This is a genomic window from Caballeronia catudaia, assembly GCF_001544755.2.
Classification (GTDB): domain Bacteria; phylum Pseudomonadota; class Gammaproteobacteria; order Burkholderiales; family Burkholderiaceae; genus Caballeronia; species Caballeronia catudaia.
The window spans coordinates 19,548-44,661 of record NZ_FCOF02000034.1; the positions used below are offsets into that span (position 1 = coordinate 19,548).

25 protein-coding genes are annotated in these 25,114 nt (G+C 64.6%); 14 read left to right on the forward strand and 11 right to left on the reverse strand.

The genetic code is table 11. From position 1 onward, the window contains the following. Positions 1-104: 104 nt before the first annotated feature. Positions 105-1,766, reverse strand: a complete 1,662-nt coding sequence (glgA, locus tag AWB75_RS26840) for a glycogen synthase GlgA (RefSeq protein ID WP_061127066.1) — start codon at positions 1,764-1,766, stop codon at positions 105-107. A 292-nt stretch (positions 1,767-2,058) separates the two neighbouring features. Then, complete coding sequence (locus tag AWB75_RS26845) at positions 2,059-2,715, reverse strand: DUF1345 domain-containing protein (RefSeq protein WP_061127067.1); 657 nt, start codon at positions 2,713-2,715, stop codon at positions 2,059-2,061. A gap of 84 nt (positions 2,716-2,799) precedes the next feature. Here AWB75_RS26845 and AWB75_RS26850 point away from each other — a divergent pair, with 84 nt between their 5' ends. From AWB75_RS26850 to AWB75_RS26870, 5 genes are all read left to right on the forward strand, one after another. Further along, positions 2,800-3,279: a sugar dehydrogenase complex small subunit gene (locus AWB75_RS26850; protein WP_061127068.1), complete on the forward strand. Its 480-nt coding sequence runs from the start codon at positions 2,800-2,802 to the stop codon at positions 3,277-3,279. Between the two features lie 40 nt (positions 3,280-3,319). After that, on the forward strand, positions 3,320-4,915 hold the full coding sequence (locus tag AWB75_RS26855) for a GMC family oxidoreductase (protein ID WP_061127069.1): 1,596 nt from the start codon (positions 3,320-3,322) through the stop codon (positions 4,913-4,915). Next, positions 4,912-6,135 (forward strand): cytochrome c, encoded by a 1,224-nt coding sequence (locus AWB75_RS26860; RefSeq protein WP_061127070.1) that lies wholly within the window; start codon positions 4,912-4,914, stop codon positions 6,133-6,135. The genes AWB75_RS26855 and AWB75_RS26860 overlap by 4 nt, the downstream gene beginning before the upstream one ends. A 153-nt stretch (positions 6,136-6,288) precedes the next feature. Continuing rightward, complete coding sequence (locus tag AWB75_RS26865) at positions 6,289-7,026, forward strand: metallophosphoesterase (protein WP_061127071.1); 738 nt, start codon at positions 6,289-6,291, stop codon at positions 7,024-7,026. Between the two features lie 94 nt (positions 7,027-7,120). Next, the gene (locus tag AWB75_RS26870) at positions 7,121-8,440 is read left to right on the forward strand and encodes a DNA topoisomerase IB (protein ID WP_061127072.1); all 1,320 of its coding nucleotides are present in this window, start codon (positions 7,121-7,123) and stop codon (positions 8,438-8,440) included. Positions 8,441-8,474: 34 nt separating this feature from the next. Here the strand turns inward: AWB75_RS26870 and AWB75_RS26875 are convergent, their stop codons facing one another. From AWB75_RS26875 to AWB75_RS26885, 3 genes are all read right to left on the reverse strand, one after another. Next, positions 8,475-9,200 (reverse strand): RES family NAD+ phosphorylase, encoded by a 726-nt coding sequence (locus AWB75_RS26875; protein WP_061127073.1) that lies wholly within the window; start codon positions 9,198-9,200, stop codon positions 8,475-8,477. Between the two features lie 5 nt (positions 9,201-9,205). Beyond that, a complete protein-coding gene (locus tag AWB75_RS26880; protein WP_061127074.1) occupies positions 9,206-9,643 on the reverse strand; it encodes an MbcA/ParS/Xre antitoxin family protein in 438 nt (145 codons plus the stop codon). A 93-nt stretch (positions 9,644-9,736) separates the two neighbouring features. Further along, positions 9,737-10,009, reverse strand: coding sequence for a DUF2866 domain-containing protein (locus tag AWB75_RS26885; protein WP_087086878.1), 273 nt, complete (start codon positions 10,007-10,009; stop codon positions 9,737-9,739). 275 nt (positions 10,010-10,284) lie between these two features. Between AWB75_RS26885 and AWB75_RS26890 the strand changes: the two genes are divergently transcribed. Both AWB75_RS26890 and AWB75_RS26895 read left to right on the forward strand, forming a co-directional pair. Continuing rightward, entirely contained in the window at positions 10,285-10,521 is a 237-nt protein-coding gene (locus tag AWB75_RS26890) for a hypothetical protein (protein WP_061127075.1), read from the forward strand. Between the two features lie 17 nt (positions 10,522-10,538). Beyond that, positions 10,539-10,847: a hypothetical protein gene (locus tag AWB75_RS26895; RefSeq protein WP_061127076.1), complete on the forward strand. Its 309-nt coding sequence runs from the start codon at positions 10,539-10,541 to the stop codon at positions 10,845-10,847. A gap of 85 nt (positions 10,848-10,932) precedes the next feature. On the opposite strand, the gene AWB75_RS26900 is transcribed toward AWB75_RS26895, so the two are convergent. Then, on the reverse strand, positions 10,933-11,091 hold the full coding sequence (locus AWB75_RS26900; RefSeq protein WP_041731911.1) for a DUF3309 family protein: 159 nt from the start codon (positions 11,089-11,091) through the stop codon (positions 10,933-10,935). Between the two features lie 420 nt (positions 11,092-11,511). Here AWB75_RS26900 and AWB75_RS26905 point away from each other — a divergent pair, with 420 nt between their 5' ends. Continuing rightward, a complete protein-coding gene (locus AWB75_RS26905) occupies positions 11,512-12,306 on the forward strand; it encodes a CHAD domain-containing protein (RefSeq protein ID WP_327219902.1) in 795 nt (264 codons plus the stop codon). 39 nt (positions 12,307-12,345) lie between these two features. Further along, entirely contained in the window at positions 12,346-13,170 is an 825-nt protein-coding gene (locus AWB75_RS26910) for a TOBE domain-containing protein (RefSeq protein WP_061127077.1), read from the forward strand. A gap of 28 nt (positions 13,171-13,198) precedes the next feature. Here the strand turns inward: AWB75_RS26910 and AWB75_RS26915 are convergent, their stop codons facing one another. Continuing rightward, positions 13,199-13,885, reverse strand: a complete 687-nt coding sequence (locus AWB75_RS26915; protein ID WP_061127078.1) for a phosphatase PAP2 family protein — start codon at positions 13,883-13,885, stop codon at positions 13,199-13,201. Between the two features lie 332 nt (positions 13,886-14,217). On the opposite strand from AWB75_RS26915, the gene AWB75_RS26920 reads away from it, so the two are divergent. Together AWB75_RS26920 and AWB75_RS26925 are read left to right on the forward strand one after the other, a co-directional pair. Further along, positions 14,218-15,384, forward strand: coding sequence for an extracellular catalytic domain type 1 short-chain-length polyhydroxyalkanoate depolymerase (locus AWB75_RS26920; protein ID WP_061127079.1), 1,167 nt, complete (start codon positions 14,218-14,220; stop codon positions 15,382-15,384). Between the two features lie 138 nt (positions 15,385-15,522). Further along, a complete protein-coding gene (locus tag AWB75_RS26925; RefSeq protein WP_087086880.1) occupies positions 15,523-15,696 on the forward strand; it encodes a DUF3563 family protein in 174 nt (57 codons plus the stop codon). 192 nt (positions 15,697-15,888) lie between these two features. On the opposite strand, the gene AWB75_RS26930 is transcribed toward AWB75_RS26925, so the two are convergent. The 3 genes from AWB75_RS26930 to AWB75_RS26940 form a co-directional block, all read right to left on the reverse strand. After that, complete coding sequence (locus tag AWB75_RS26930; protein ID WP_061127080.1) at positions 15,889-16,710, reverse strand: BPSS1780 family membrane protein; 822 nt, start codon at positions 16,708-16,710, stop codon at positions 15,889-15,891. 7 nt (positions 16,711-16,717) lie between these two features. After that, complete coding sequence (locus AWB75_RS26935; RefSeq protein ID WP_061127081.1) at positions 16,718-17,686, reverse strand: homoserine kinase; 969 nt, start codon at positions 17,684-17,686, stop codon at positions 16,718-16,720. Between the two features lie 117 nt (positions 17,687-17,803). Continuing rightward, positions 17,804-18,214: a hypothetical protein gene (locus AWB75_RS26940; protein ID WP_061127082.1), complete on the reverse strand. Its 411-nt coding sequence runs from the start codon at positions 18,212-18,214 to the stop codon at positions 17,804-17,806. A 231-nt stretch (positions 18,215-18,445) separates the two neighbouring features. On the opposite strand from AWB75_RS26940, the gene AWB75_RS26945 reads away from it, so the two are divergent. After that, positions 18,446-19,972, forward strand: a complete 1,527-nt coding sequence (locus AWB75_RS26945; RefSeq protein ID WP_061127111.1) for an AMP nucleosidase — start codon at positions 18,446-18,448, stop codon at positions 19,970-19,972. A gap of 55 nt (positions 19,973-20,027) precedes the next feature. Here the strand turns inward: AWB75_RS26945 and AWB75_RS26950 are convergent, their stop codons facing one another. Continuing rightward, on the reverse strand, positions 20,028-20,777 hold the full coding sequence (locus AWB75_RS26950) for an LOG family protein (protein ID WP_061127083.1): 750 nt from the start codon (positions 20,775-20,777) through the stop codon (positions 20,028-20,030). A 1-nt stretch (position 20,778) separates the two neighbouring features. On the opposite strand from AWB75_RS26950, the gene polA reads away from it, so the two are divergent. Then, entirely contained in the window at positions 20,779-23,517 is a 2,739-nt protein-coding gene (gene polA, locus AWB75_RS26955) for a DNA polymerase I (protein WP_061127084.1), read from the forward strand. A 160-nt stretch (positions 23,518-23,677) separates the two neighbouring features. Further along, positions 23,678-25,042: an NAD(P)/FAD-dependent oxidoreductase gene (locus tag AWB75_RS26960; protein WP_061127085.1), complete on the forward strand. Its 1,365-nt coding sequence runs from the start codon at positions 23,678-23,680 to the stop codon at positions 25,040-25,042. Positions 25,043-25,114 lie beyond the last annotated feature (72 nt).

The following is a 25,114-nucleotide window of genomic DNA, read 5'->3' on the forward strand; positions in this document are numbered from 1 at the left end:
GGCACCGCACGGGGCGAGGCAGCACGTTGCGTGCCGCGCCCGGCGTGTGCCCGGCTCTGCGCTTTCATCAAGGCAATACTATGGAGCAACTGAGGCAGTCATGCTCAGGCAGTGCGCACGAGCGTGTGCGCACCCCGGCCGCGCACGGGCAGCGGCACGGGCGTCTGCATGACATCGGGCACGCGGCGCATGCGCAGAGCGGTGCGGCTCGGGCGCGCGTCGGTGAGGCCGACGTACAGTGCGACCATCTTCGTCACGGCTTCGTTCCATCCGAAATCGCAGGACATCGCGTTGCGCTGCAGCGCGCGCCAGACTTGCGGTCGCATGTACGCATCGATCGCGCGGCTCGCGCCGTCGACGATATCGCCGATCTGTTCGCCTTCGAAGAGGAAGCCGGTGGGCACGCGCATGTCGCGCCGCGCGGGCCGCGACGGGATCGGCATGTCGTGCGTGCCGTCGCGCAGCATCATCGACGGACGCAATACCTCATGCGCGACATGACCCGCTTCTTGCGCCGCGTCGACGATCGTATCGGCGAGACCGCCCACGCGCGACGCGACCGGCAGCGTGCCGTAGCGCATCGCGTACATCTGCGTGAGGCCGCAGGGCTCGAAGCGGCTTGCGTGCAGAAGAATGTCCGCGCCCGCGTGCAGGGCATGCGCGCGGCGTTCGTCATAGCCGATATGCACGCCCACGCGATCGGGCCACGCCTGCGCGAGCTTCCTGAAGCCCGCCTCGATATACCCTTCGCCCTTGCCGATCACCGCCAGTTGCAGGCGCGGATGTTTTTGCAGCAGACGCGGCAGCGCGTCGAGCACGACATCGGCGAGCTTCTGCCCGGTCATGCGGCTGCCGATCGCCATGAGCGGCGCGAACGGATCGGCTGGCAGGCCGAACCGTCGTTGCAGCGCGCGCTTGCAGGCGTGCTTGCCCCGCATATCGTCGAACGAATAGTTGCGTTCGATGAGCGGATCGGCGGCGGGATTCCACGTCGATTCATCGATGCCGTTGACGACGCCCGACAGCTTGTCGGCGCAGCTTTGCAGCACGCCTTCCATCAGATGGCCGAAGCGCGGCGTGAGAATTTCGCGCGCGTAGGTTTCGGAGACGGTCGTGACGCGATCCGCGTGCACGATGCCCGCTTTCATCAGACTCAACGCGCCATAGAACTCGATGCTCTGCGGATCGCTGAACGCATGCACGAGCCACTTCTCGGGCACGCCGAGCGACGCACCAAGCGCGAGCGCGTAGTTGCCCTGGAATGCGAGATTGTGGATCGTGAAGACGCTCTTCGCGTGCACGCCTGCATGCTTCATCAGCAGCGGCGTGAGGCCCGTATGCCAGTCGTGCGCATGAACGATGTCCGGCTTCTTCACGCCGCGCACGCCTTGAGCGATCCTGACCGCGGCAGCCGAAAGGGTCGCGAAGCGGATCGCGTTGTCCGTATAGTCGCGGCCTTGCGCGTCCTGATACAGACCGGTGCGCGCGAAGAGCGTGTCGCAGCGCAGCAGCAGCACGGGCACGCCGCTGCCGGGCATGCGGCCGCGCAACAGCGTCGCGTCGCCGCCAGGCAGGCCTTTGAGCGTGCCGACCTGGCTCAGCCCTTCCGCTTGGGCGACTGCGTTCGGATACGCGGGAAGCAGAATCGTTGCATCGACGCCGGCTTGGCGCAGCGCGACGGCGTAGGCGCTGACCATATCGCCGAGTCCGCCGGTCTTGGCGAGCGGGACGGCTTCGGAGGCGACCAGCAAAACATTCAAAGGCAAAATGGAGCTCCTGTGGAAGCAAAAACGCGCGGCGGAGAGCCGCGCATGCGAGCGCTGATCGGGATTTCGTCTGAATGGGCTGGCGCATTGCAGCAATCGACGTGCCACAGCGAGGGTCGCGTGCGCGTTGCAGCACGTTCATGGCCGCGCATGGAGTAGAAGCACCGGCGCGCACGCGTCCGGCAAACACGAAATGGCACGGACGTGCCGCGTGTAAAACTGACCGCAGCGCGCGCCGCGTTTTTACACGGCGTAAGTCATGAGCTTATGGAGCGCGCGTGACAGCGTAGTTTCAGCCGCCGACCATGCTCGCGGCGATATTGATGGAGAGGCCAAGCACGGCGAGGTTGAAGAAGAACGACATCACCGCTTGCGCGAGCGCGGTGCGGCGCGCGGACGTCGAGCCGAGCGAGATATCGGCGGTTTGCGACGCGACGGCGATCGTGAAGGAGAAGTAGAGGAAGTCCCAGTAGCCGGGCTTCAGATGTTTGTCGGGAAACCGTAGCGCGGGAGCGTTCTCCGGCGACTGATAATAGTGCCGCGCGTAGTGCAGCGTGAACATCGTCGGGATGAGGAACCAGGCGCCGAGCATCGTCGCGGCGGTCAGCAGATAGTTCGGCAAGGCTCTCGTGCCGAGGCTCTTCGCCGCCGCGAGTTCGACGACGATCGCGACGATGCTCGCGATCGCCGCGACGCTCACGACCATCAGCACCGTCGCGGCGTTTTCGTCTTCGCGCTCGGCGAGCGCCTGCACGTCGCTCTGGTGCGCGGTCGCCATCTTGAGCCAGATCAGCGCGAGATAAAGCCACACCGCCGCGTCCCAGCCGATCAGCGCGCGCGCCGCCGGCCGCACGTGCGCCGGAACCAAAGCGGCGATGACGCAACCAATCAGCAGGCCGATCAGGGCGCGCGGCCGAGTGCGCAGGACGGGCGGGAGGAAGTGCTTCATTTCGTTTTTGTCCGCATGAGAGGCAGTCTCGCTCGATGCTCGCGATTATTGCCTTTTAGCCTTTCAGCAAGCTGAGGAGAGCGCATGTCGTTCGTGATGCGGCGGGGAATCGTGGGTGGCGCGTGCGCCTCCATCGTGTGGGCGTTCATGCCGGCGCGCGCGCAACCGGCGCGAACGTCCGGGTTCGACACCTTTCTCGCCGTATCGATGAAACTCACCGGCCGCGCGAGCTTCGATCCGCTTTTCGCGGAACGCGTACATGCGGCGCTTGTCCGGCACGACGCCGATTTCCCCGCGAACATCGCCTCGCTCGAGCAATGGATCGCGACGCACGGCGGCACGCCGAGCGACGTCATCATCGCCGCGCTCGACGCTACGCGCCCCGCGCTCGCGAAAACCGTGCGCGCGGTGATGCGCGCGTGGTATCTCGGCGTCGTCGGCGGACCGCCGCATGCCGAGGTCGTTGCGTACGAACGCGCACTGATGTTCGATCCGGTCGGCGACATGCTCACCATTCCCTCATACTGCCGCGGCGAGCCGGCCGACTGGGCGCGCAAGCCCTGAACGGCGTTCCACGCGGCGCACAAAGGACAAAGGCACGCGCATGGCGGGTTCCACTTCGGCGGACGTGGTGGTCGTCGGGTCGGGCGTGGCGGGCAGTCTCGTCGCGTATCGGCTGGCGAAGGCGGGCGCGTCGGTGATCCTGCTCGAAGCCGGGCCGCGGCTGTCGCGCTGGCAGATCGTCGAGAACTTCAGGCGCGCCGCCGACAAGCGCGATCTCAGCGCGCCGTATCCGCTCGCGCGTCACGCGCCGCGTCCCGAACCGATGAATCCCGGCGCGTATCTGATCGATCGCGGCGACACGCCGTATCGGCCGCAATACCTGCGGCTCGTCGGCGGCACGACGTGGCACTGGGCGGGCGCCGCGTGGCGGCTTCTGCCCGCGGATTTCCGGGTGAAATCGCTGTACGGCGTCGGGCGCGACTGGCCGTTTTCCTACGACACGCTCGAACCCTGGTACGGTCAGGCCGAAACCGAGCTGGGCGTGGCGGGCCCGGACATCGACCTCGGCTCGCCGCGCTCGACGCCGTATCCGATGGACGCGCTGCCGCTCTCCTGGATGGACCGCCGCGTCGCCGACGTGCTCGGCGCGCAGTCGTATCGCGTGGTGCCCGAGCCGATGGCGCGCAACAGCCGTCCCTACGACGCGCGCCCCGCCTGCTGCGGCAACAACAGTTGCATGCCCATCTGCCCGATCGGCGCGCTCTATTGCGCTGCGTCGCACGCCGAGAAAGCCGAGCGCGCGGGCGCGACGCTCATCGCGCAGGCGGTCGCCTATCGCATCGAGGCGAACGATCGCGGGGAGATCGCCGCGATCCACTTCAAGGACCCGAACGGCCTGTCGACGCGCGTGACGGGCAAGCGCTTCGTGATCGCGGCGAACGGCATCGAGACGCCCAAGCTGCTGCTGATGTCGGCGTCGGCGCGCTATCCGAAGGGCATCGCCAATGGCTCGGATCAGGTCGGGCGCAATCTGATGGATCATCCCGGCACGAGCGTCAGCTTTCTCGCGAACGAGGCGTTGTGGCCGGGGCGCGGCCCGGTCGAGATGAGCTCGATCGTCGATTTCCGCGACGGGCCGTTTCGCGCGCAGCAGTCGGCGAAGAAGCTGCATGTGTCGAACGCCGCGCCGACGCTCGCCGTCACGTGGAAACTGCTCGGCAAAGGGCTGTCGGGCGGCGAGCTCGACCGGCAGATTCGCGAGCAATGCGCGCGCAGGCTCACGTTTGGCAGCTTTCACGAGCAACTGCCGTCGGGCGCGAATCGCGTGATGCTGTCGGCGCAGAAGGACGCGCTCGGCTTGCCGCGACCGGAGATCGTGTATTCGATCGACGACTACGTGCGCAAGAGCGCCGCCGACACGCGCGCGCAGTTCGCGCGCATCGCCGGGATTTTCGAGGGCAGCGAGATCGAATACGACGATACGTTCGACGCCAGCAGCCACATGATGGGCACGGCGATCATGGGCCGCGATCCGGCCGCTTCCGTCGTCGATGCCGATTGCCGCGCGCACGATCATCCGAATCTGTTCATCGCCGGAAGCGCGGTGATGCCGGCGGGCGGCTCGGTCAACTGCACGCTGACGATCGCGGCGCTGTCGCTGCGGCTCGCGGGCGCGATCGAAGCGTCGCTGCGATGAGGTCGATGCTGGCCGCGGCGCTCTTCGCCATGTGCTGCGCGTTCACGGCCCAGGCGCAGAACGGCGCGCCAGGCGAATACCTCGTGCGCGCGGGCGGCTGCGTGACCTGCCATACCGCCGATCCCGCGCGGCCGTTCGCGGGCGGCCGCGCGATCGCGACGCCGTTCGGCGACGTGTTCGCGCCGAACATCACGAGCGACCGCGAGACGGGCATCGGCGCATGGACCGACGCGCAGTTCATCCGTGCGATGCGCGAGGGCATCGGCAGGCATGGCGAACGGCTGTATCCCGCGTTTCCGTATGCGGCCTACACGCTGCTTTCCGACGCCGATGTCCTCGCGATGCGCGCGTATCTCGCAACCTTGCCGCCCGTGCGCGCCGCGACGCCGCGCAACACGCTCTCGTTTCCATTCGATCAGCGCTGGCTGATGGTGCTCTGGAATCTCTTCAACTTCACGCCGGGACGCTTCGTGCACGATGCGTCGAAGAGCGCCGAGTGGAATCGCGGCGCGTATCTCGTCGAAGGACTCGGGCATTGCGGCGAATGCCACACGCCGCGCAACCGGCTCGGGGGTCTGAAAAACGGCGAGCGGCTCTCCGGCGCGACGGTCGCGGGCTGGCAGGCGGGCAATCTGACGCCGGAGCGCGTATCGGGCATCGGCGCGTGGCGCGACGACGAGCTGCTGCGCTTCCTGTCGACGGGCGCAGCGCCAGGTCGCGCCCATGCCATCGGGCCGATGGCCGAAGTCGTGTCCGCGAGCACGCAGTATCTGAGCCCCGCCGACTCGCGCGCGATGATCGCGTATCTGCGCGCCGTGCCGCCGGTCGCGATAAAGGACGCGCGCGTGCGCACGAGTTTCGGTCAGGCGGCGCGCGTCGATCTCACGTCGGCCGATACGGACGGCGCACGGCTCTATGCGGCCGCGTGCGCCAGTTGCCACGGCATGACGGGCGAGGGCGGCGGGCCGTTTCCATCGCTCGTGCATGACGGCGTGACCGGCGCGCTGGGCATGTCGACAGCGAGCAATCTCGTGCTCGTGATCCTGCACGGCGTGAACCGTCGCACGCGCGACGCCCACGCGCTCATGCCCGCGTTCGGCGCGCAATTCACCGATGAGCAGATCGCCGATCTCGCCGGTTACGTCACGCGCCAGTTCGGCGACGCGCGCGCGACGATCGATGCGAAGGCGGTCGCGCGGTTGCGTGCAATCGCGCAATAAATGCGTGGTTCCATGAGCACGATCAGCAGCTTTTACTTGCCGGACAATTGCGCGAGTAACGCGGCTGTAACGAGTGTTCGCACGGCCTCTGGACAGGCGGAAAAAGCGATTTAGCTCGCACACGTCGTCATTGAGCCGCGCTATCATCGGCGCATGGACGATCCTACCTTTCCTATCGTATGCAGGCATCCTGCCAATGACATCGGCCGCGACTTCGTGGTCGGCGATCTGCACGGCTGCGTCGACGCGCTGCGCTATCTGCTGCACGAAATCGGCTTCGATGCGGAGCGGGATCGTCTGTTCTCCGTCGGCGATCTCGTCGATCGAGGCGCGGATTCGCTCGCGGCGGTCGATCTCATCGACAAGCCGTGGTTCTATCCGGTGCTCGGCAATCACGAGGATGCGCTGATGTCGGTCGCGTCCGGCGCGATGCGGCGTCAGTCGTGGTACGCGATCGGCGGCATCTGGGCCGACACGCTCACCGACGACGAACTCGCCGCGCTCGCCGTGCGGCTCGAGAAGCTGCCGCTCGTGCGCATCGTCGGCGAGGGCGCGCGGCGCTTCAACGTGCTGCACGCTGAGTTCTTCGGCAGCGACGCCGATCTCGACGCCGCCGAATTCTCGGAGGACGCACGCAGTCAGATTTTGTGGGGCCGCGGCCTCGCGCTCGGCCACGCGGACCCGTCGCGGCAAATCGGCTTGTCGACCACGTATTGCGGCCATACGCCGATGAAAACCGTGCGGCAGATCGGCTCGCAGGTTTTCATCGATACGGCTGCGTTCGCGCCGGAAGGGCGGCTCACGATCGTCCAGGCCGGCACCGACGAGCGCTGGTCCGTGAAAGAGCGCTGGGCCGCATCGGAAGGCGCGGCGGCGCTCACGCTGCCCTGATCCGACGCCGTGCTCGTGCGTGTCCGAAACCTCCGGCACGTACGTTGCTCGATGCTTTGCCATCGAAGCGAAAGCGGATCGGGCGAGGCGCACCGTGGCGAGAACAGAAAAGAGCAGCGAGACCGGCGGCGGGGCCGGCGACAATGCCGCAGGCGGCGCGCAAGGTTGCCCCGAAGACCTGCCGCCGGGCTTGCGCTACATGGACGATTCGCGGCGCGGCTACACGCGTGAGTGGATCGACGGCGCGTTCGCGTACTTCAATACGCAGGGCAAGCGGATCGACGACGAAGCCGAGATTCGCCGCATCAACGCGCTCGCGATCCCGCCCGCCTACACGGCGGTGTGGATTTGCCCCGACCCGCGCGGCCATCTGCAGGCGACCGGACGTGATGCGCGCGGGCGCAAGCAGTATCGCTATCACCCCAAATGGCGCGAAACGCGCGACGCCGACAAGTACGAGCGCATGCTCGCGTTTTCCGCGGTGCTCCCAAAACTGCGTGCCCGCGTCGCACGCGATCTGTCGCTCGACGGCATGCCGCGCGACAAGGTGCTCGCCACCGTCGTGCGCCTGCTCGACACGACGTTGATCCGCGTCGGCAGCGAGGAGTACGCGCGCGAAAACCGCTCGTACGGACTGACGACGCTGAGAAAGCGTCACCTGAAAGTATCGGCGGGAACGCTGAGGTTCCGGTTCCGGGGCAAGAGCGGCATCGAGCACGATGTCGCCGTGAGCGACGCGAGGGTCGCGCGCATCGTCAAACGCTGCATGGATCTGCCGGGCCAGGATCTGTTCCAGTACCTCGATGCGGACGGCGAGCGGCATGCCGTGAGTTCGTCGGACATCAACGATTACCTGCGCGAGATCACCGGCGCGGATTTCACGGCGAAGGACTATCGCACGTGGGCGGGCAGCGTGTTCGCGCTTGCGGCGCTCAGGAAGCTCGAATGGGAGACGGTGACTCAGGCGCGCAAGCACATCGTCGGCACGATCAAGGACGTCGCCCAACTGCTGCGCAACACGCCCGCGGTCTGCCGCAAGTGCTATGTGCATCCCGCCGTGATCGAGGCGTTCGAGGCGGGTGAACTCGCGCAAGCGCTGCCCGCGTCGCGCCGCAACGGCCTCAAGACCGACGAAGCCGCGCTCGCGATCTTCCTCGAAAAGGACGCGAAGCGGCGCACGCGCGAGGCGGCGCGCAAGAACCGCAAGGGCGCCGCGCCGAGCGACGCGCGTCTCACCCGGCTGCTCACGGAATCGAGCCGCAAGGCGCGTGCGGGGGCTTTGAAGGGAAGCGGGAAGAGCGCGGCGGCTCAGGCGCTGGATCACGTCGCGAAGAAGCCGGCGGGGAAGGCCGCGCGCCCGGCGTCGAAGAAGCTCGGGCGCACGCGCACGGAGACGGCGGTCGCGATCGGCTGAAGCGGCGGCTAAAGGAAGTGAAACGTTTGCCCGCTCAGCCGACCTGATTCAGCTCGAACACATAGTCGATCGCCTCGCCGTTCCAGTTGTATTCGAGATACGCCGCGTGACGACAATCGCGCAGCATCGTCGTGCGCAGTGCGGCGAGGCATTCGCCGTCCGGATCGCGCACCGACGGATACGCGATGCCCGGCGCGCCCGCTGCGCGCACCGCGCGTCCGAGCGCCTTGCCCGGGCCGTAGTCGTCCGGCGCGAGAATGCGCGGATCGAGTCCCGACTGCGCGATCGCATCGCCGCGTAAATCGACCACATCGCCGTGCGCCATCACCGTGTAGAGACGCATCTGCTGACGCAGCGGCGCTTCGTTCGTCGCGGCGAGAAACAGACCGGCGTGATAGCGCGTTTCCGCGATGGCCGTCTGACGCTCGCGGCCGCAATAGAACACGCCGTAGCTGCCGTCGGAGAAGCGGCTGCCGGTCGGGTTCAGATGCGTGAACGCCGCCATGATCGGCCCGCAGCCCGGCCCGAAGCAGCGTTCGTCGGGCGGCACGAGATCCAGTTCGCCGACTTCGGTGCGCAGGCGGTCGTTGGTCATCGCCTCGAGCACGTAGAGCGCTTCGAAATCTTGCGGCGACGCCACGCGGTCGAAGAGATTGACGGCGGGAAAACGCGTGGGAATCACGCGATAGGCGGGCGACCAGTGGAGCAGACCGTGCGGCCACTGTTCGCGCCAGTTCGATGTGTCCTTGCCGAATGCCATCCCCATCACGCCCAGCCGCCTCGCATTGCGTCGAGATATTGGCGCACGGCGACGAGGTCGCTGATGTTGCCCGCCAGCAGGCGATCGAGCGCCGGACGTCCGCCGAAGGGTGGCGCCGAATTCGGGCGGCGGACCCAGGTGTCGGCGGCTTTGGGATCGGGCAGAAGAATCTGCAGCGCCTTGTAGATGCCGAGGATCAGCGAGAGGCGCTCCAGGGTGTCGCGCGCCAGGCGCGCGGTGTGCGGCGCAGCTTTCCATTTGAAGAAGGTGGAGCGCCCGGGCGAGCCGAGCAGCGTAATCTGATCTTCGGCCGACAGATCCCAATCCTGGGCGATACGGAAAAACGCGCGCAGGCCGGCGGCGGACAGATCGCTCGAATCCAGCGCCGGGTGCGGCACCGGATGGCCGGCCGATGCGTGCGCGGCGCGTGCGGCGGTAGACATGTTAGTAAGTCTCCAAAAGGAACTAGTTATGCATATTAGTCCACATCTGGATTAAAGCAAGCACGTCATGAGCGTCGTGCTGACAGCGCCGGTTTAATCGTCGTCGTCGGAGGGGCCGTAGCGGCGGCCCGGCACGTGGGAACGCAACGCGTCGGCGATCTGGGACGCGGTGCAATCGGCGGGAAGTACGCGGCGCTGCACACGCGCATCGTTCTTCATCACCCACTCGACCGTTCGATAGGCAGGCCCCCACGGCGGCTCGACCGGTAGGGAAAGACGGCACTCGCGCAGGGTGAGCGCATACTGCTTTCGCAGCGTCGGTGCGAGATTGGCGGGGCGTCGACGCGCGGCGGTGTTGGCGGACATGGCGTATTCCTCACGTTGGGGGGCCGGCCGTCCGGTGCGGACGGCGGCAAAGGAGCCGGATCGCAAGGCGAGTGTGTCCCCGGAGAATTAAGTGCGACTTAACTAGACGCGCCGTCACAAGAGCCGCGGCGAAATGCCGCCGCGTGACGAGAGACGAAGCTTGCGCACCGGGTCAAGACGCGCTTCGGCATTTTCACCACGCCGCCCGGCGCCTGTTTGCCGCGACGGCGGCTTACTGTATATTCGTACAGCTTGTCTGCAACAGGAGCTTGCCGATGAACCCACTCAACGAACCGCTCGCACGCGCGCCCGAAGCTGCCGCACTCGAACGTTTCATGCGCGCGACGCGCGCGGTCAACGCCGCGTTCGACGCCACGCGAGGCGAGCATGGGCTGGAGCAGAACGGGCAGTCCGTCGCGCGCTCGCTCGAGCGTCTCGACGCCGCGTTGCGCGAACTGGAAACTTCCGAGCAGTCGCTCGACGCCATCCTCTCGCGCGGAGCGGGCCACTAACCGTTGGAGCGAATCTCTTGAAGCGCGTTTTCCTGATCGTCGTTCTTCTGATCGGCTCGTCGTCGCTTTTCGCGGCCGAGCGTTACTCGGAAGTCTGGAATCCTCCCGAAGCACAGGCCGTCAAGGGCAAGAGCAAGCCGCATGCGTCCACGCAGGCTGCGGCCAAGAAAAAGCGCAAGAGCGCGACGCCGGTGAAACAGGTCGCCGACAAGGCCGCCATGCAACAGCCTTCGACCTCGGCGCGTCCGAAGGCGTCGTCGCGCAAACAGGCGGAGCCGGTCATCCCGCGCAAGATCGAGCCGAACGGGCAGGTGATGCGGGTCTGAACTCACAGGAAGCAAGAAAGATAAAAAAGGGGCGCCGAACGGGGGGCGCCCCTTTTCTTTCGCGGCCAAACGCAGCCGCGCAGTGTCACAACCGACCCATCAGCAACAACACGATCACCACGACCAGCACGATGCCGACGATCCCGCTCGGTCCATAGCCCCAGCTGCGGCTGTGAGGCCACGAAGGTATAGCGCCGATCAAGAGCAGGATCAGGATGATCAGCAAAATGGTTCCGATCGTCATTCGACTTCTCCTTGTTCAAATGATCGCGTGAACGATCGGCGCCCGGCGCGGCCTCCCAACTGCCATCGGCAGTCATACGCCGGGGGACGGCGGTTCATGGCCGCCGGCACGATCAGTCGTGCAATCGACGGCATGAATCGAGCAATGCCCGTGCCAATGAGCCCGAAAGTCCACGGGACAAGGCGCGCGGCGTCATCGCGGCGTGCACGCGCGAACGGCCGATTGTCGAAAAGGAGAGGCGAAACGAGGCGGCTTGGGCAAAACTTGCACGGCGCGGATTCGATTTCGATCCGCGCCGTGCCGAGACGCCAAACGCGGTTTAGAACATCCCACGGAACGCCCGGAACAGCAGACCCGCGAGCACGATCGACACCGGCAGCGTCAGAATCCAGGCGAGCGCGAGGCTGCGCACGGTGCGCCATTTGGTTCGGCAACGCGGCCGCTTCCAGCGCGACGCTCGGCGATGAGCACGTGCATCAGTTGCGCGTCGCGCAGCGGCGGCTGAAGACGCTGCTGAAGCTTTTTCGCGGCTATGCCGACGATGACTGGAACACGCGCATCGCGCCTGATCTGAAGTGGTTCGGTGACCTCCTCGCCGATGCGCGCGACTGGGACGTCTTCACCGACAAGACCCTGCCCGCCTACGCCGCGTCCGACGACAGCGCCGGGCGCTGGCAGAACCTCATCGCCGCCGCGGACGCGAAACGCCGCGTCGCGCGAGAGCGGGTGCGTGACGCGCTCGCGTCGAAGCGCTACGCTCGACTCACGCTCGCGTTCGTCGAATGGCTCGTGCGTTTCGCGTCGCAGGAGGACGCGTCGCCGACGCGCTTCGTGAGTTATGCCGAGAAGCGCATCCGCAAGGATTACCAGCGCATCGCCCGCGTGCCCGATCTCGCTACGCTCGACCCGCACGAGCGCCATCGCGTGCGCATCCACGCGAAACGGCTGCGGTATACGCTTGAATTCTTCCGTTCGGTGATGTCGCGACGCACGCGCGAGGAGGCGGCGAGACTGCTCGGCGAACTACAAGGCGTGCTCGGCGAAGCGAACGATGCGGCCGTCGCCGCCGACAGACTTGCGTCGATGCCCGAGGCCAGCGATTACCAGCGCGGCTTCGCGCGTGCGTGGAGCGTAGCGTCGGCGATGAAGAATGCGCAGGAAGGCGAACGGCTGCTTCGCTCGATACACCGTCCGCGCATCGAGTCATCGATATAATGCGACACATTGTTTCAGTAAGTCCCCACAAGGTAATACATGACCAAAACAGCACCGCGAAAGGTGCGCAACCCGCTGAAACTCGGCGGCTCCGTGTGGCTGAAAAGCGGCACGGAGACGCTCGGCGGCGCGGCGCGCATCGCGCTTCTGGCCGCGATTCGCGATTCGGGCTCGATTACCGGCGCGGCGAAGGCCGTCGGCATGAGTTACAAGGCCGCGTGGGATGCAGTCGATACCATGAACAACCTCGCCGGCCAGACGCTCGTCATGCGCGCGACGGGCGGCCGGGGCGGCGGCGGCACGACGCTCACGCCCGCCGCGCTGCGTCTCATCGACACGTATTGCGCGGTGGAACGCGAGCATCGAAAGTTTTTGGAACGGGCGGGCGCGGCCATCGAAGGCTTCGCCCATGACTGGCAATTGATTGGCAGACTAGGAATGAAAACAAGCGCACGCAATCAGCTCGCCGGCAAGGTGACGAAAATCACGCGCGGCGCGGTCAACGATGAAATCGAACTCGGCCTGCCGGGCGGTCAGGTGATTGTCGCGGTCGTCACGCACGAAAGCACCCAGACACTCGGCCTGAAGGAAGGCGGCGACGCGTTCGCGCTCATCAAGGCGTCGTGGGTCATGCTGATGGAAGACACGAACGCGAAGCTGTCGGCGCGCAATCAGTTGCGCGGCACGGTCGCCAGCGTGACGAAGGGCGCGGTGAATGCCGAAGTGACGCTGACGCTCGACGGCGGCACGACCGTCACCGCGATCATCACCAATCAGAGCGCCGACACGCTCGGCCTCGCGCAGGGTCAGAAGGCCGTGGCGGTGATCAAGGCGTCGAGCGTGATCATCGGCGTGAACGACTGAGCGACACGTACTTCGCGCGGCCGCACTGTCAGGCGGCCGCGCGCGGTGGTGGTCGAAGTTCGGTGCGGCGATCCGGCGTGCGATAGCTCTTCGCCTTCCAGCTCGCCCGCACGTACGGGCGTTCGTGGCCCGACAGCCCGAGTGCGATTTCAGTGATCCAGTGCTGCGTCGGCACCGGCACGCCATGCAAGGCCACCACGACCGCGGCGAGACTCGCGGCGACGGGCGTCGGCGAGAGCTTGCCGGACTCGGCACGCCACGCGATGCACACGAACGCGAGCGCGACCACCGCGCCGAGCGCGCAGCCCGCGATCACTTCCGACACCGAGTGCGCATCGAGCACGACGCGCGACGCGCCGACCCACACGCCCAGCAACAGGCCAATCGCGACGCCCCCCGCGCGTATTGCGCCGCGCGCGGGCAGGAGCGCGACGAAGATCGCAACCGGAAGCACCGCCGTGGACATCAGCGCATGTCCGCTGATGCCGGTGAAATCCAGATGACGCACGCCGATTCCCCAGCCGATGAACGCGATCTTGCTCAACGCGACGAGGCCGCTCGCCGCGCCGAGCAGTGCGAGCCACGCGCCGGCGTACTTCCAGCGGTAGCCTACCGCAAGCCATGCAGCGACGATGAGCGCCACGGGCCCCATGACGCCAACGCTGCCGAGGGCGGTAACGGAAATCCAGGCGGATACAGGCAAATCCACGTTCATGGTTGTTCTTGGGAATAAGGGTTGCGGCGGTGCCGCAGTGACCGAGCCAGCGAAGCGTTGTCTGAAGCGCTAAACACATGTCAGAGCAATTTCACCGCAGTATAACGCGTGGGAACATACTGAATTATGCGACATTGCCTAAAGCGTCTTGGTCGTTACATCGCGTAACTTTCGTTTAAATTTTATTTCTCCGTCGAACCGCTCACATTTCATCTCGATTTGTGAGACCGGGAGGCACGCCGTCTGGTCGATTTGGTGTTATTGTGCAATGCACAATCCGGCGCGGTTTTTCGCCGCGCCATCTGATCGCATATTTGTAGAGGACCCAGCCGATGTCGAAAAGCCTTACCAAGCTCTGGTTGCGCGGCTTGAGACGCCTTGTCGCCGGCCAAGTGGAAGCGATTCGCGCACCCAAGCCCCGTGCAGCGGCCAAGCCCGCGCGCGCAAAGACCGCCAAGCCGAAACTGAAGTCGAACGCCGCCGCGAAGGCGGCGGGCGCGCCCCGCGCCGGCGCGAGTGCACGCCCGCCAATGCGCGAATCGCGCGTGCGTCCGCGTGCGTCCGCCTGGGCGCGCGGGAAATGGGCGCGGTCGTTCCACTCGGCGCCGCCCACGTCCGGCCGCTTCGTGAATCACATGTCCTATGCGCTTTATTTGCCCCCGAAAACGGATTTCGAGCCGATGCCGCTCGTGGTGATGCTGCACGGATGCAAGCAGAACGCCGACGAGTTCGCGCAAGGGACGCGCATCAACCTGCTTGCAGACCGATACGGATTTGCCGTGCTCTATCCGGAGCAGTCGAAGCACGATCACGCGCATCGTTGTTGGCGCTGGTATGACGATTCGGGCGGTGGAGGCGGCGGCGAGGCCGCGTCGGTCGTTTCGCTGGTGAACGCGATGGTCGAACAGCACGACCTCGACGGCGAACGTGTGTATCTCGCGGGCATGTCCGCGGGAGCGGGACTCGCGGCGCTGCTCGCCGTGCGCTATCCCCACGTGTTTGCCGCTGTCGGCGTGCATTCGGGCGTGGTCTTCGGCGAAGCGCGCTCGGCCATCGGCGCGATGGACGTGATGCGTCGCGGCAGCCGTAGCGACCCGGTCACGTTGATCGACGCCGCGGTCGATGTCCGCGACTATCCGGGCATGCCGGCCATCATCGTGCATGGCGAACTGGATTCGGTCGTCTCGGCCGTCAACGCCGAGCAACTGACGAAGCAATTCTTGCGGCTCAATGGTTTCATCGATGCGGCAGGCAATCGCCGCGCAGGCGAGGCGCGCGAGGAGACGCATTCGGAAGGCGTCGTGACGGACTATATCAAGAGCGGACGCCGCGTCGTGAAGACGTCGATCGTGCGCGGCCTCGGCCATTCATGGGCCGGTGGCGACGATACCGTCGCATTTCACTCGTCGAAGGGGCCGGATTCGTCGGCGCTGATGTGGGAGTTTTTCAAGTTCCAGCGGCGTCCGAGCGCTACGGCGCGCGACGCATACGTAGCGTGAGTAGGCCTTCGGGCATTTCGAGTGTTGCAATTAAGTCTTTAGTATCAGCGTTCTAGCATTCAGGGCTGGCGTTGCATCAGGGATTACCCTATAATCGCTTTCATAGGTAGTAACCCCAGTATTCAAGCGAGGCCCACCATGTTCCTGCTCAGCCGCATTTTCCTGTTCCTTACCAAGTCCGCCGACCAGCGTGATCGCGAGCGCGACGACGCCTATCTTGCCGAAGCCACGGATATCTACGATCTCGAATATCGTATGAAAAAACTGGATCGGCGCGCGCAGGTTCGTCATCCGTCGTGGATGTCGAACTGAGCGATTGGCCCGGCGTGTTCGGACTGACGTAATGCTGAAATGCCAGCCTTCGGGCTGGCATTTTCATTTCCGCTTGCGTGGCGATCAGACGATCGAACCGCGTTCAACTAACGCTGTATGCGTTCAGCGAAGTGCGTAAGCGTGCGAGATCGCCGCGCTCCTACGCTCCGGTACGCAGGGCGCGGCATGCGTTCAGGCGTTGGGCGTGCCGGGGGCGTCGGGGATGTCCGGCGAGTCGGGCGACTGCACGCCGAAGCAGCCGCGATAGGTTGCGTAGAACGAACAATACAAGGCGGTCGTCACGATGATGGACGCCGGCATCAGCACCGCCAGCGCCATTTCCTGGCCGGCGCCGAGCGCCTGCATCAGCGCGGTCAGGCCGAACGACACCGCGAGCGCGATGGCGATCCAAAGTACGCCGTAATAGATGAACGCGCCGCGATTGCGCCAGCAAGACACGAGGCTGAAGAACAGCGCCTTCGCGGGCGGCACCTCGTGCCACGCGACGAGAATCGGCGCGAACCAGAAAAGCATCGCGACCGGGATATAGCACGCCATCGCGACGAGCACGGCGAGCGGGCTGAAGCTCGCCGCGACCGTTTCCGGGTCACCGGTCGGGCCACTGCCCATCATGATGCCGAGCAGCGTGCCGCCGTCCATGAGCGCCGACGCCGCGAAGATCACCGCCATCGCAACGATGTACAGCGCGCCCAGCGCGAGCAGTCTGCGCGCGACGATGCTGCCGTACGAGCGGAATCCGTCGACGAGGATGGTCGGCCAGACGGGCTTGCCCGCGATCGTGTTGCGGCACGCCGCCATGAAGCCGACCGCGACGCCCGGAATGAACAAGAGCGGCAGAACCGGGCCGACGAGCGGCACGCGCGAGATCAGCGTCATCACGAACAGATAGGCGAAGAACACCGTGAGGAACGCAAACGGGTTGCGGCGGAACAGCCAGATGCCTTGGCGGAACCACACGTAGCCGGTTTTGGCGGGGACTTCGATCAGTCGCATGTTGCTGTTATCGGTTGGCGGGAGAAGCGGATTTGACGCGTTCGCGCAGAATGCGTTCGAAATGGCCGGGATCGTGCGCCTTGAGCATTTGTGCTTCGCGCGGGCGATGAAAGTCGAAGAGGCGTGACACCCAGAAACGCATCGCGCCGGCGCGCAGCATGTCGTTCCAGTGACGCTCTTCGGCGGGCGTGAACGGGCGCACCGTCTGATAGGCGCGCAGCATCGCATCCAGGCGCGCGGGATCGAGCACGCCAGTCGCGAGATCGATGCACCAGTCGTTGATCGTTACGGCGACATCGAACAGCCATTTATCGACGCCCGCGAAGTAGAAATCGAAGAAGCCGCCCAGACGCGCGTGCTCGCGGCCGTGCGCAAACAACACGTTGTCGCGGAACAGATCGCAGTGACACGGGCCGTCGGGCAGCGACGCGTAATCCGCCGAGCCGAAGAACGCGGCCTGATGCGCGAGCTCGCCTTCGAACAGTTCGCGCTGCTCGCGGCTCAGGAAGTCGACGATCGACGGCGCTTTCTCCTGCCACCACGCGAGGCTGCGCAGATTCGGCTGATGCTGCGTGAAATCGCGGCCCGCGAGATGCAGGCGCGCGAGCATCTGCCCGACCTCGATGCAGTGTGCGGGCGTCGGCGCGAGCTCGGGCGCGCCTTCGAGCTTCGTCACGATGGACGCGGGCTTGCCATGTAGCAGACCGAAGAGCGAGCCGTCGCGCCGGGGCATCGGATCGGGCACCGGCACGCGATGCGAAGCCAGATGGCGCATCAGATCGAGATAGAACGGCAACTGCCTGGCGTTCAGATTTTCGAAGATGGTGAGCACGTACTCGCCGTGCGTCGTCGTGAGAAAAAAGTTGCTGTTCTCGATGCCCGACTGGATGCCGCGAAATTCGACGACATCGCCGAGATCGTAGTCTTGCAGCCAGTCGCCGAGCTCGGCGTTGGTGACGGGAGTGAAAACGGCCATGCGGGAAACGTCGTTGAGGTTGGACGGCCAGGAGCGGCCTGTGAACGGTAGCGCCGGGCAAGAAGCCACGGCGCCGCGACCCGCTCGGCAGGAGCGGGTCCGCAGCATCTTACGGGATCAGTAATGCAGGTTGATGGACGGCAGGCGCGTGCTTGCCTTGCCGTTGTCGCGCACTTGCGGCGAAGTATCGGCGGGGGCGCTCATCTGATAACGCGTGCCGAAATTCGAACGCACGTCGATCTCTACGGGCTTGCCCTTGTCGCGAAACTCGGTGATTTCAGTGCCATTCGTGCTCAGTTCGTGATAGCTCGGCGTGCGCGGCGGCGAGATTTCGACTTTCGAGCTGACATCCGCGGGCGGGCGATTGATGGCTTTCAGGTCGGGAAGGCCCGCGGCTTCTTCCGGCGACATTTTCTGGGCGGCCGGTTGCGGCGCCGGTTGAGCGGCTTGCCGCGCCGGCTGCGCGAATGCGCCGAAGCTTGCGACGGCGAGGACTGCCGCGGCGGCGGCGCAAAGGTGCGGCTTCATGATCTTTCTCCAGGCGATGGCCGGATTCTAACAAAACGGTTGCTGGCTGAGCGGCGCGCGCAAGGCGAACGCCTTATTTTGCGCCGCTTTCGCGAATTTTGAGTTCGAAAAACAAAAAGGTGTTGCGAGGTGTGAGCGCACGCACTCACGCGAAGAGGGACTTCATGGTTCGCGCATTCTTCCGTGTTAATGTCGATTCGTTACGAGGGCATCGACGAAAGACACAAGATCATGACAAACGACCGGACCCAAAGCACGCAAGGCACACCCGCCAACGATTTCCCGACTGAATCCTTCGAAGACCCGGCCGCGGCCGTCACGCGTCTTTCGGCGATCTATGAAGCGAATACCGCGTTTCTGCGCGATGCTTTCGCGCGCTATCGCCGCAACGAGCAGTTCACGCATCGCGTGCGCGCGTGCTATCCGTTCGTGCGCGTGCGCACCGAATGGAATACGCAGATCGACTCGCGGCGTTCGTATGGTTTCGTCGCGGGCCCCGGAATTTACGAAACGACGCTCACGCGCCCCGATCTTTTCGGCGATTACTATCGCGAGCAATTGCGGCTGCTCACGAAGAATCACCACGTGGGCCTCGAAGTGGGCGTGTCCGCGCATCCCATTCCGATTCACTTCGCATTCGCTGAAGGCATTCACCTCGAAGGCGACCTCGATCGCGACCGTCTGCTCGCGATGCGCAATATCTTCGATACGCCCGATCTCGCGCTGCTCGACGATCGAATCGTCAACGGCACGTATGAGCCGGGCCCGGGCGAGCCGCATCCGCTCGCGCTCTTCACGGCGGCGCGCGTGGATTTTTCGCTGCATCGGTTGAGGCACTACACGGCGACATCGCCGACGCATTTTCAGAACTACGTGCTGTACACGAACTATCAGTTCTACATCGACGAGTTTGTGAAGCTCGGCCGCAAGATGATGTCGCGCGCCGACGATGAGGAAACGCGCGCGTATCGCTGCGAGTATTCGTCGTTCGTCGAACCGGGCGATGTCGTCACGTACAACGCCAATCTCGGCGAGCAGCCGGAAGAGGGCACGCCGCCCGCGCGCCTGCCGCAGATGCCCGCGTATCACCTGAAGCGCGCGGACGGCAGCGGTATCACGATGGTGAATATCGGCGTGGGGCCGTCGAACGCAAAGACGATCACCGATCACATCGCGGTGCTGCGTCCGCATGCGTGGATCATGCTCGGTCACTGCGCGGGCTTGCGCAACACGCAGCGTCTGGGCGACTACGTTCTGGCTCACGGTTATGTGCGCGAGGATCACGTGCTCGACGACGATCTGCCGTTGTGGGTGCCGGTGCCTGCGCTCGCGGAAGTGCAGGTCGCACTGGAGCGCGCGGTCGCGCAGGTGACGAGGCTCGAAGGCGTCGAACTGAAGCGCGTGATGCGCACGGGCACCGTAGCGAGCGTCGATAACCGCAACTGGGAACTGCGCGATCATCGTGAGCCCGTGCGGCGCCTGTCGCAGAGCCGCGCGGTGGCGCTCGATATGGAGAGCGCGACGATCGCCGCGAACGGGTTCCGTTTCCGCGTGCCGTACGGGACGCTGCTATGCGTCTCCGATAAACCGCTGCATGGTGAACTGAAGCTGCCGGGGATGGCCGATCAGTTCTATCGCGCGCAAGTGGATCAGCACTTGCAGATCGGCGTGAAAGCGATGGAACTGCTACGGATGAACGGCTTGTCGAAGCTGCATAGCCGGAAGTTGAGAAGCTTTGCGGAGGTGGCGTTTCAGTGATCCGTGGGCGCTGAAACGAAGCGGGCGGCTCCGAAGGCCGCCCGCCCTGAATCGATCACAGATAGAACATCCGATCCTCATCCGACTTGCTTTCCGCCGGCTGCTCGACCGCTTCCTCACGATCCTCATAGAACCGCAGCACGGCCTCGAGCACCTGATCCGGATCGTCGATCACCTGCATCAGATTGAGATCCTTCGGGCCGATCACGCCGTTGGTCAGCAGCGTATTCTGGAACCAGTCCAGAAGCCCGGCCCAGAACTCCGCGCCCACGAGAACGATCGGCACATGACGCGACTTTTTCGTCTGAATGAGCGTCAGCACTTCGGCGAGTTCATCCAGCGTGCCGAAGCCGCCCGGCATCACGACGACCGCGTCCGAGTTCTTCACGAACGTGACCTTGCGCGTGAAGAAGTGACGGAAGCGCAGCGAGATATCCTGCCACTGATTGCCGGATTGCTCGTGCGGCAATTCGATATTGAGGCCGACCGATGGCGACTTGCCCGCATGCGCGCCCTTGTTCGCCGCTTCCATGATGCCCGGGCCGCCGCCCGAAATGACCGCGAAGCCGGCATCGGAGAATTTCTGCGCGATTTCGATCGTGCGCTGGTAGTACGGCGACTCCGGTTTCAGACGCGCCGAACCATAGATGCTGATGGCAGGGCGGATCTCCGAGAGGTACTCGGTCGCCTCGATAAACTCTGCCATAATCGTGAACATCTGCCACGATGCGCGAGCCTTCTTGGCCGTCGCGCGCTCTTGATCTGCGAGCGAACGCAGACTCGGAATCACTTTTCTCTTGTTCATAATGCCTGAAGAACTAAGTCTTGAAGGTAAGACCCTGCTATTGGTCGACGGTTCTAGTTACTTGTACCGGGCCTATCACGCGATGCCTGACCTGCGGGGCCCCGACGGCGGACCCACCGGCGCTCTGTATGGAATGATCAACATGCTGCGGCGCCTGCGGCGCGAAATCAATGCAGAGTATAGCGCGTGCGTATTTGATGCCAAAGGCAAGACGTTCCGCGACGACTGGTACGCCGAATACAAAGCCAACCGGCCCTCTATGCCGGAAGACCTCTCCAAACAGATCGAACCCATTCACGTCGCCGTTCGCGCGCTCGGCTGGCCGCTCGTGATGATCGAGCGCGTCGAAGCGGACGACGTCATCGGCACGCTTGCCGTCGCTGCCGAGAAGCGCGGCATGAAGGTGATCGTGTCGACGGGCGACAAGGATCTGGCTCAGCTCGTGACGGATCATGTCACCCTCATCAATACGATGACCAACGAAACCCTCGACCGCGCCGGCGTGCTCACGAAGTTCGGTGTGCCGCCGGAGCGCATCGTCGACTATTTGTCGCTCATCGGCGATACCGTCGACAACGTGCCGGGCGTCGAGAAGTGCGGACCGAAGACCGCGCTCAAATGGCTCACGCAATACGAAACCCTTGATGGCATCGTAGAACACGCAAGCGAGATCAAAGGTGCGGTAGGAGACAATCTGCGCAAGGCTCTCGACTTCCTGCCGATGGCGAAAAAGCTCGTCACCGTGCACACGGAATGCGATCTCACCGCGCAGATCGAGTCGATCGACAGCACGCTCGCGACGCGTCCCGAATCGCGCGAGGAGTTGCGCGATGTGTTCTTGCGTCACGGCTTCAAGACATGGCTGCGCGAAATCGAAATCGCGGATGCCGTCGAAGGTCCGACCGACACGCCGCCGGCCGAAGTCACCGAAATCGAGCACCACTACGAAACGGTGCAGACGTGGGAGCAGTTCGATGCGTGGCTCAAGCGGATAAACGAGGCGGAGATCACGTCGTTCGATAGCGAGACCACGTCGCTCGATCCGATGATCGCGCAGATCGTCGGCATGTCCATCGCAACCGAGCCGGGGCATGCGGCTTATATTCCTGTCGCGCATCGCGGGCCGGATGCGCCGGTGCAATTGCCGCGCGATGAAGTGCTCGCGAAGCTCAAGCCCTGGCTCGAAGATGCATCGAAGAAGAAGGTCGGCCAGCATCTGAAGTACGACGAACAGGTGCTCGCGAACTACGGCATCGAAATGCGTGGCGTCGAGCACGACACGCTGCTGCAATCGTATGTGCTGGAATCGCATCGTCCGCACGACATGGACAACCTCGCGTTGCGTCATCTCGGCGTGAATACGATCAAGTACGAAGATGTCGCGGGCAAGGGCGCGTCGCAGATCGGTTTCGATGAAGTGCCGCTCGACAAAGCCGCGGCCTACGCAGCCGAAGACGCCGATATCACGCTGCGTCTGCACCACGCACTCTATCCGCAAGTGGCGCAAGAGGAAGGCTTGCTGCGCGTATATCGCGACATCGAGATGCCCACGTCGCGCGTGCTGCGCAAGATGGAACGCAACGGAGTCCGGATCGATCGCCAGAGGCTCGATACGCAAAGCAACGAGATCGCGAAGCGTCTCATCGATTTGCAGGCACAGGCGTATGAACTCGCGGGCGGCGAATTCAATCTCGGATCGCCGAAGCAGATCGGCCAGATCTTCTTTGAAAAGCTGCAATTGCCGGTGGTGAAAAAGACGCCGAGCGGCGCGCCTTCCACCGACGAAGAAGTGCTGCAAAAGCTCGCCGAAGATTTTCCCTTGCCGAAGGTGCTGCTCGAACATCGCGGGCTGTCGAAGCTCAAGTCCACCTACACGGACAAGCTGCCGCGCATGGTGAATGCGTCGACGGGACGCGTGCACACGAACTATGCGCAAGCAGTCGCGGTCACGGGACGCCTGTCGTCGAACGAGCCGAACCTGCAGAACATTCCGGTGCGCACGGGTGAAGGGCGGCGCATTCGCGAAGCGTTCATCGCGTCGGCGGGCAGCAAGATCGTGTCGGCTGATTATTCGCAGATAGAACTGCGCATCATGGCGCATATTTCCGGGGATGCATCCCTGATGCGCGCGTTCACGCAAGGCGAAGACGTGCATCGCGCGACGGCGTCGGAAGTGTTCAGCGTCACGCCGCTCGAAGTCGATAACGATCAGCGGCGCATCGCGAAGGTCATCAACTTCGGTCTGATTTACGGCATGAGTTCGTTCGGGCTTGCGTCGAATCTCGGCATTACGCGCGATGCGGCGAAGCTTTATATCGATCGATATTTCGCGCGCTATCCGGGCGTAGCCGCGTACATGGAGAACACGCGTGTCAGCGCGAAAATGAACGGCTTCGTCGAGACCGTGTTCGGCCGGCGTCTGTGGCTGCCCGAGATCAATGGCGGCAGCGGACCGCGTCGTCAGGCCGCCGAGCGCGCCGCGATCAACGCGCCGATGCAGGGCACAGCGGCGGACCTCATCAAGCTCTCGATGATCGCCGTGCAGGACTGGCTCGAAGCGTCGGGCATCGGTGCGAAGATGATCATGCAGGTCCACGACGAACTCGTGCTCGAAGTCCCCGAGGAAGCGCTTCCCGAGGTCAGGAAGCGCTTACCTGAACTGATGTGCGGCGTCGCGAAGCTGAAGGTGCCGCTCGTGGCGGAAGTGGGCGTCGGCAACAATTGGGAAGAGGCACACTGAGAGCGCACTGGATTTTTTTGCGCAAGGCATATGCGGCGCATGTCGCATATGCCCTACATGTCGGTGACGCGCTTGTGACTGTCATCGAAGCTACGCACAATGGGTCAAACGAGGCAGGGAAACAAGACAGTCGATCGAATAAAAGCACAGGGAGAGTTCCATGCATCGCTTCATCATCGTGGGCGGAGGGGCAGGCGGTCTCGAACTGGCGACGCGTCTCGGCGACCGATTCGGCTCGACGGACGAAAAGACGCCACCCAAAGCACAGGTCACGCTCATTGACCGCAACCCGACGCATATCTGGAAGCCGCTTTTGCATGAAGTGGCGGCAGGGAGCATGGACCCGTTCACGCAGGAACTCGAATATGCGGCGCAGGCCTTGTGGCATGGCTTCGAATTCCAGCAGGGCGAACTCGTCGGGCTCAATCGCGCGAAGAAAACCATCACGGTCGGCCCGTTGCGCGATGAGCATGTGGGCGAGCTCCTGCCCGAGCGCGAGCTGGAATACGACACGCTCATCGTCGCGATCGGCAGCACGACGCACTTCTTCGGTGTCGAAGGCGCGCAGCAGAACTCGATCGCACTCGATACGGTCGGTCAGGCGGAGCTCTTCCGCAAACGCCTGATTGCCGCCTGCATGCGCGCCGAGCACTTCGCGCCCGAGCCGGTCGCGGCGGGCGCGGACGATGCCGAGGACGAGCCGGGCGTCGATCCTGTGCCGCGCATTCAGGTGGCGATCGTTGGCGCGGGCGCGACGGGCGTCGAATTGTCGGCGGAATTGCGCAACACCGCGCAGGTGCTTTCCGCATACGGTCTGCACAAGCTCGATCCGAAGCACGATATCGGCATCGTGCTGATCGAAGCGGGTCCGCGCATCCTGCCCGCGCTGCAGGAGCGCGTGTCCATCGCGACCGCGGAGCTGCTCACCAAGCTCGGCGTGAAGCTGATGACGGGCGAAACCGTCGCGCAGGTGTCGCGCGATTCGATCCATACGGCCAGCGGCAAGATGATCCGCGCGGACCTGACGGTCTGGGCGGCCGGCATCAAGGCGCCCGCGATCCTAACCAATCTCGACGGCTTGCCGACCAACCGCCTCGGCCAGCTCACCGTGCGCCGCACGCTGCAGACCGAAATCGACGACAACGTCTTCGCGCTCGGCGATTGCGCCGCGTGTCCGTGGCCCGGCAACGAGCGCAACGTGCCGCCACGCGCGCAGGCGGCGCATCAGCAGGCGAGCTTTCTGTTCAAGTCCCTCGAGCGGATGTTGCAGGGCAAGCCGCTGCCCGAATACACGTATCGCGATTTCGGCTCGCTGGTGTCGCTCGGCCATTACAGCGCGGTCGGCAATCTGATGGGCGGGCTGATCGGCGGCAACATGCTGATTGAAGGACTCTTCGCGCGCTTCATGTACATGTCGCTGTACCGGCTGCACGTCGCCGCGCTGCATGGCTATGCGCGCATGGTGCTCGATACCGTCGCGCACTGGCTGCGCCGCTCCACCGCGCCCCGCGTGAAGTTGCACTGATGTGGAATAGATCGGCCGCGCCGTTCGTTCAAAGCTGTTTAGAATGGGCGGCGCGCTTAATTCATGGCGCGC

What these genes read in the sequence shown, in the direction of transcription:
- AWB75_RS26945 (WP_061127111.1), top strand. Translation starts at nt 18,446, where the DNA reads ATGACAAACGACCGGACCCAAAGCACGCAAGGCACACCCGCCAACGAT.
- AWB75_RS26960 (WP_061127085.1), top strand. Translation starts at nt 23,678, where the DNA reads ATGCATCGCTTCATCATCGTGGGCGGAGGGGCAGGCGGTCTCGAACTG.
- AWB75_RS26850 (WP_061127068.1), top strand. Translation starts at nt 2,800, where the DNA reads ATGTCGTTCGTGATGCGGCGGGGAATCGTGGGTGGCGCGTGCGCCTCC.
- AWB75_RS26860 (WP_061127070.1), top strand. Translation starts at nt 4,912, where the DNA reads ATGAGGTCGATGCTGGCCGCGGCGCTCTTCGCCATGTGCTGCGCGTTC.
- AWB75_RS26900 (WP_041731911.1), bottom strand. Translation starts at nt 11,091, where the DNA reads ATGACGATCGGAACCATTTTGCTGATCATCCTGATCCTGCTCTTGATC.
- AWB75_RS26855 (WP_061127069.1), top strand. Translation starts at nt 3,320, where the DNA reads ATGGCGGGTTCCACTTCGGCGGACGTGGTGGTCGTCGGGTCGGGCGTG.
- AWB75_RS26875 (WP_061127073.1), bottom strand. Translation starts at nt 9,200, where the DNA reads ATGGCATTCGGCAAGGACACATCGAACTGGCGCGAACAGTGGCCGCAC.
- AWB75_RS26940 (WP_061127082.1), bottom strand. Translation starts at nt 18,214, where the DNA reads ATGAAGCCGCACCTTTGCGCCGCCGCCGCGGCAGTCCTCGCCGTCGCA.
- AWB75_RS26925 (WP_087086880.1), top strand. Translation starts at nt 15,523, where the DNA reads ATGTTCCTGCTCAGCCGCATTTTCCTGTTCCTTACCAAGTCCGCCGAC.
- AWB75_RS26935 (WP_061127081.1), bottom strand. Translation starts at nt 17,686, where the DNA reads ATGGCCGTTTTCACTCCCGTCACCAACGCCGAGCTCGGCGACTGGCTG.
- AWB75_RS26910 (WP_061127077.1), top strand. Translation starts at nt 12,346, where the DNA reads ATGACCAAAACAGCACCGCGAAAGGTGCGCAACCCGCTGAAACTCGGC.
- AWB75_RS26930 (WP_061127080.1), bottom strand. Translation starts at nt 16,710, where the DNA reads ATGCGACTGATCGAAGTCCCCGCCAAAACCGGCTACGTGTGGTTCCGC.
- AWB75_RS26845 (WP_061127067.1), bottom strand. Translation starts at nt 2,715, where the DNA reads ATGAAGCACTTCCTCCCGCCCGTCCTGCGCACTCGGCCGCGCGCCCTG.
- AWB75_RS26950 (WP_061127083.1), bottom strand. Translation starts at nt 20,777, where the DNA reads ATGAACAAGAGAAAAGTGATTCCGAGTCTGCGTTCGCTCGCAGATCAA.
- polA (WP_061127084.1), top strand. Translation starts at nt 20,779, where the DNA reads ATGCCTGAAGAACTAAGTCTTGAAGGTAAGACCCTGCTATTGGTCGAC.
- AWB75_RS26865 (WP_061127071.1), top strand. Translation starts at nt 6,289, where the DNA reads ATGGACGATCCTACCTTTCCTATCGTATGCAGGCATCCTGCCAATGAC.
- AWB75_RS26915 (WP_061127078.1), bottom strand. Translation starts at nt 13,885, where the DNA reads ATGAACGTGGATTTGCCTGTATCCGCCTGGATTTCCGTTACCGCCCTC.
- AWB75_RS26890 (WP_061127075.1), top strand. Translation starts at nt 10,285, where the DNA reads ATGAACCCACTCAACGAACCGCTCGCACGCGCGCCCGAAGCTGCCGCA.
- AWB75_RS26885 (WP_087086878.1), bottom strand. Translation starts at nt 10,009, where the DNA reads ATGTCCGCCAACACCGCCGCGCGTCGACGCCCCGCCAATCTCGCACCG.
- AWB75_RS26920 (WP_061127079.1), top strand. Translation starts at nt 14,218, where the DNA reads ATGTCGAAAAGCCTTACCAAGCTCTGGTTGCGCGGCTTGAGACGCCTT.
- AWB75_RS26880 (WP_061127074.1), bottom strand. Translation starts at nt 9,643, where the DNA reads ATGTCTACCGCCGCACGCGCCGCGCACGCATCGGCCGGCCATCCGGTG.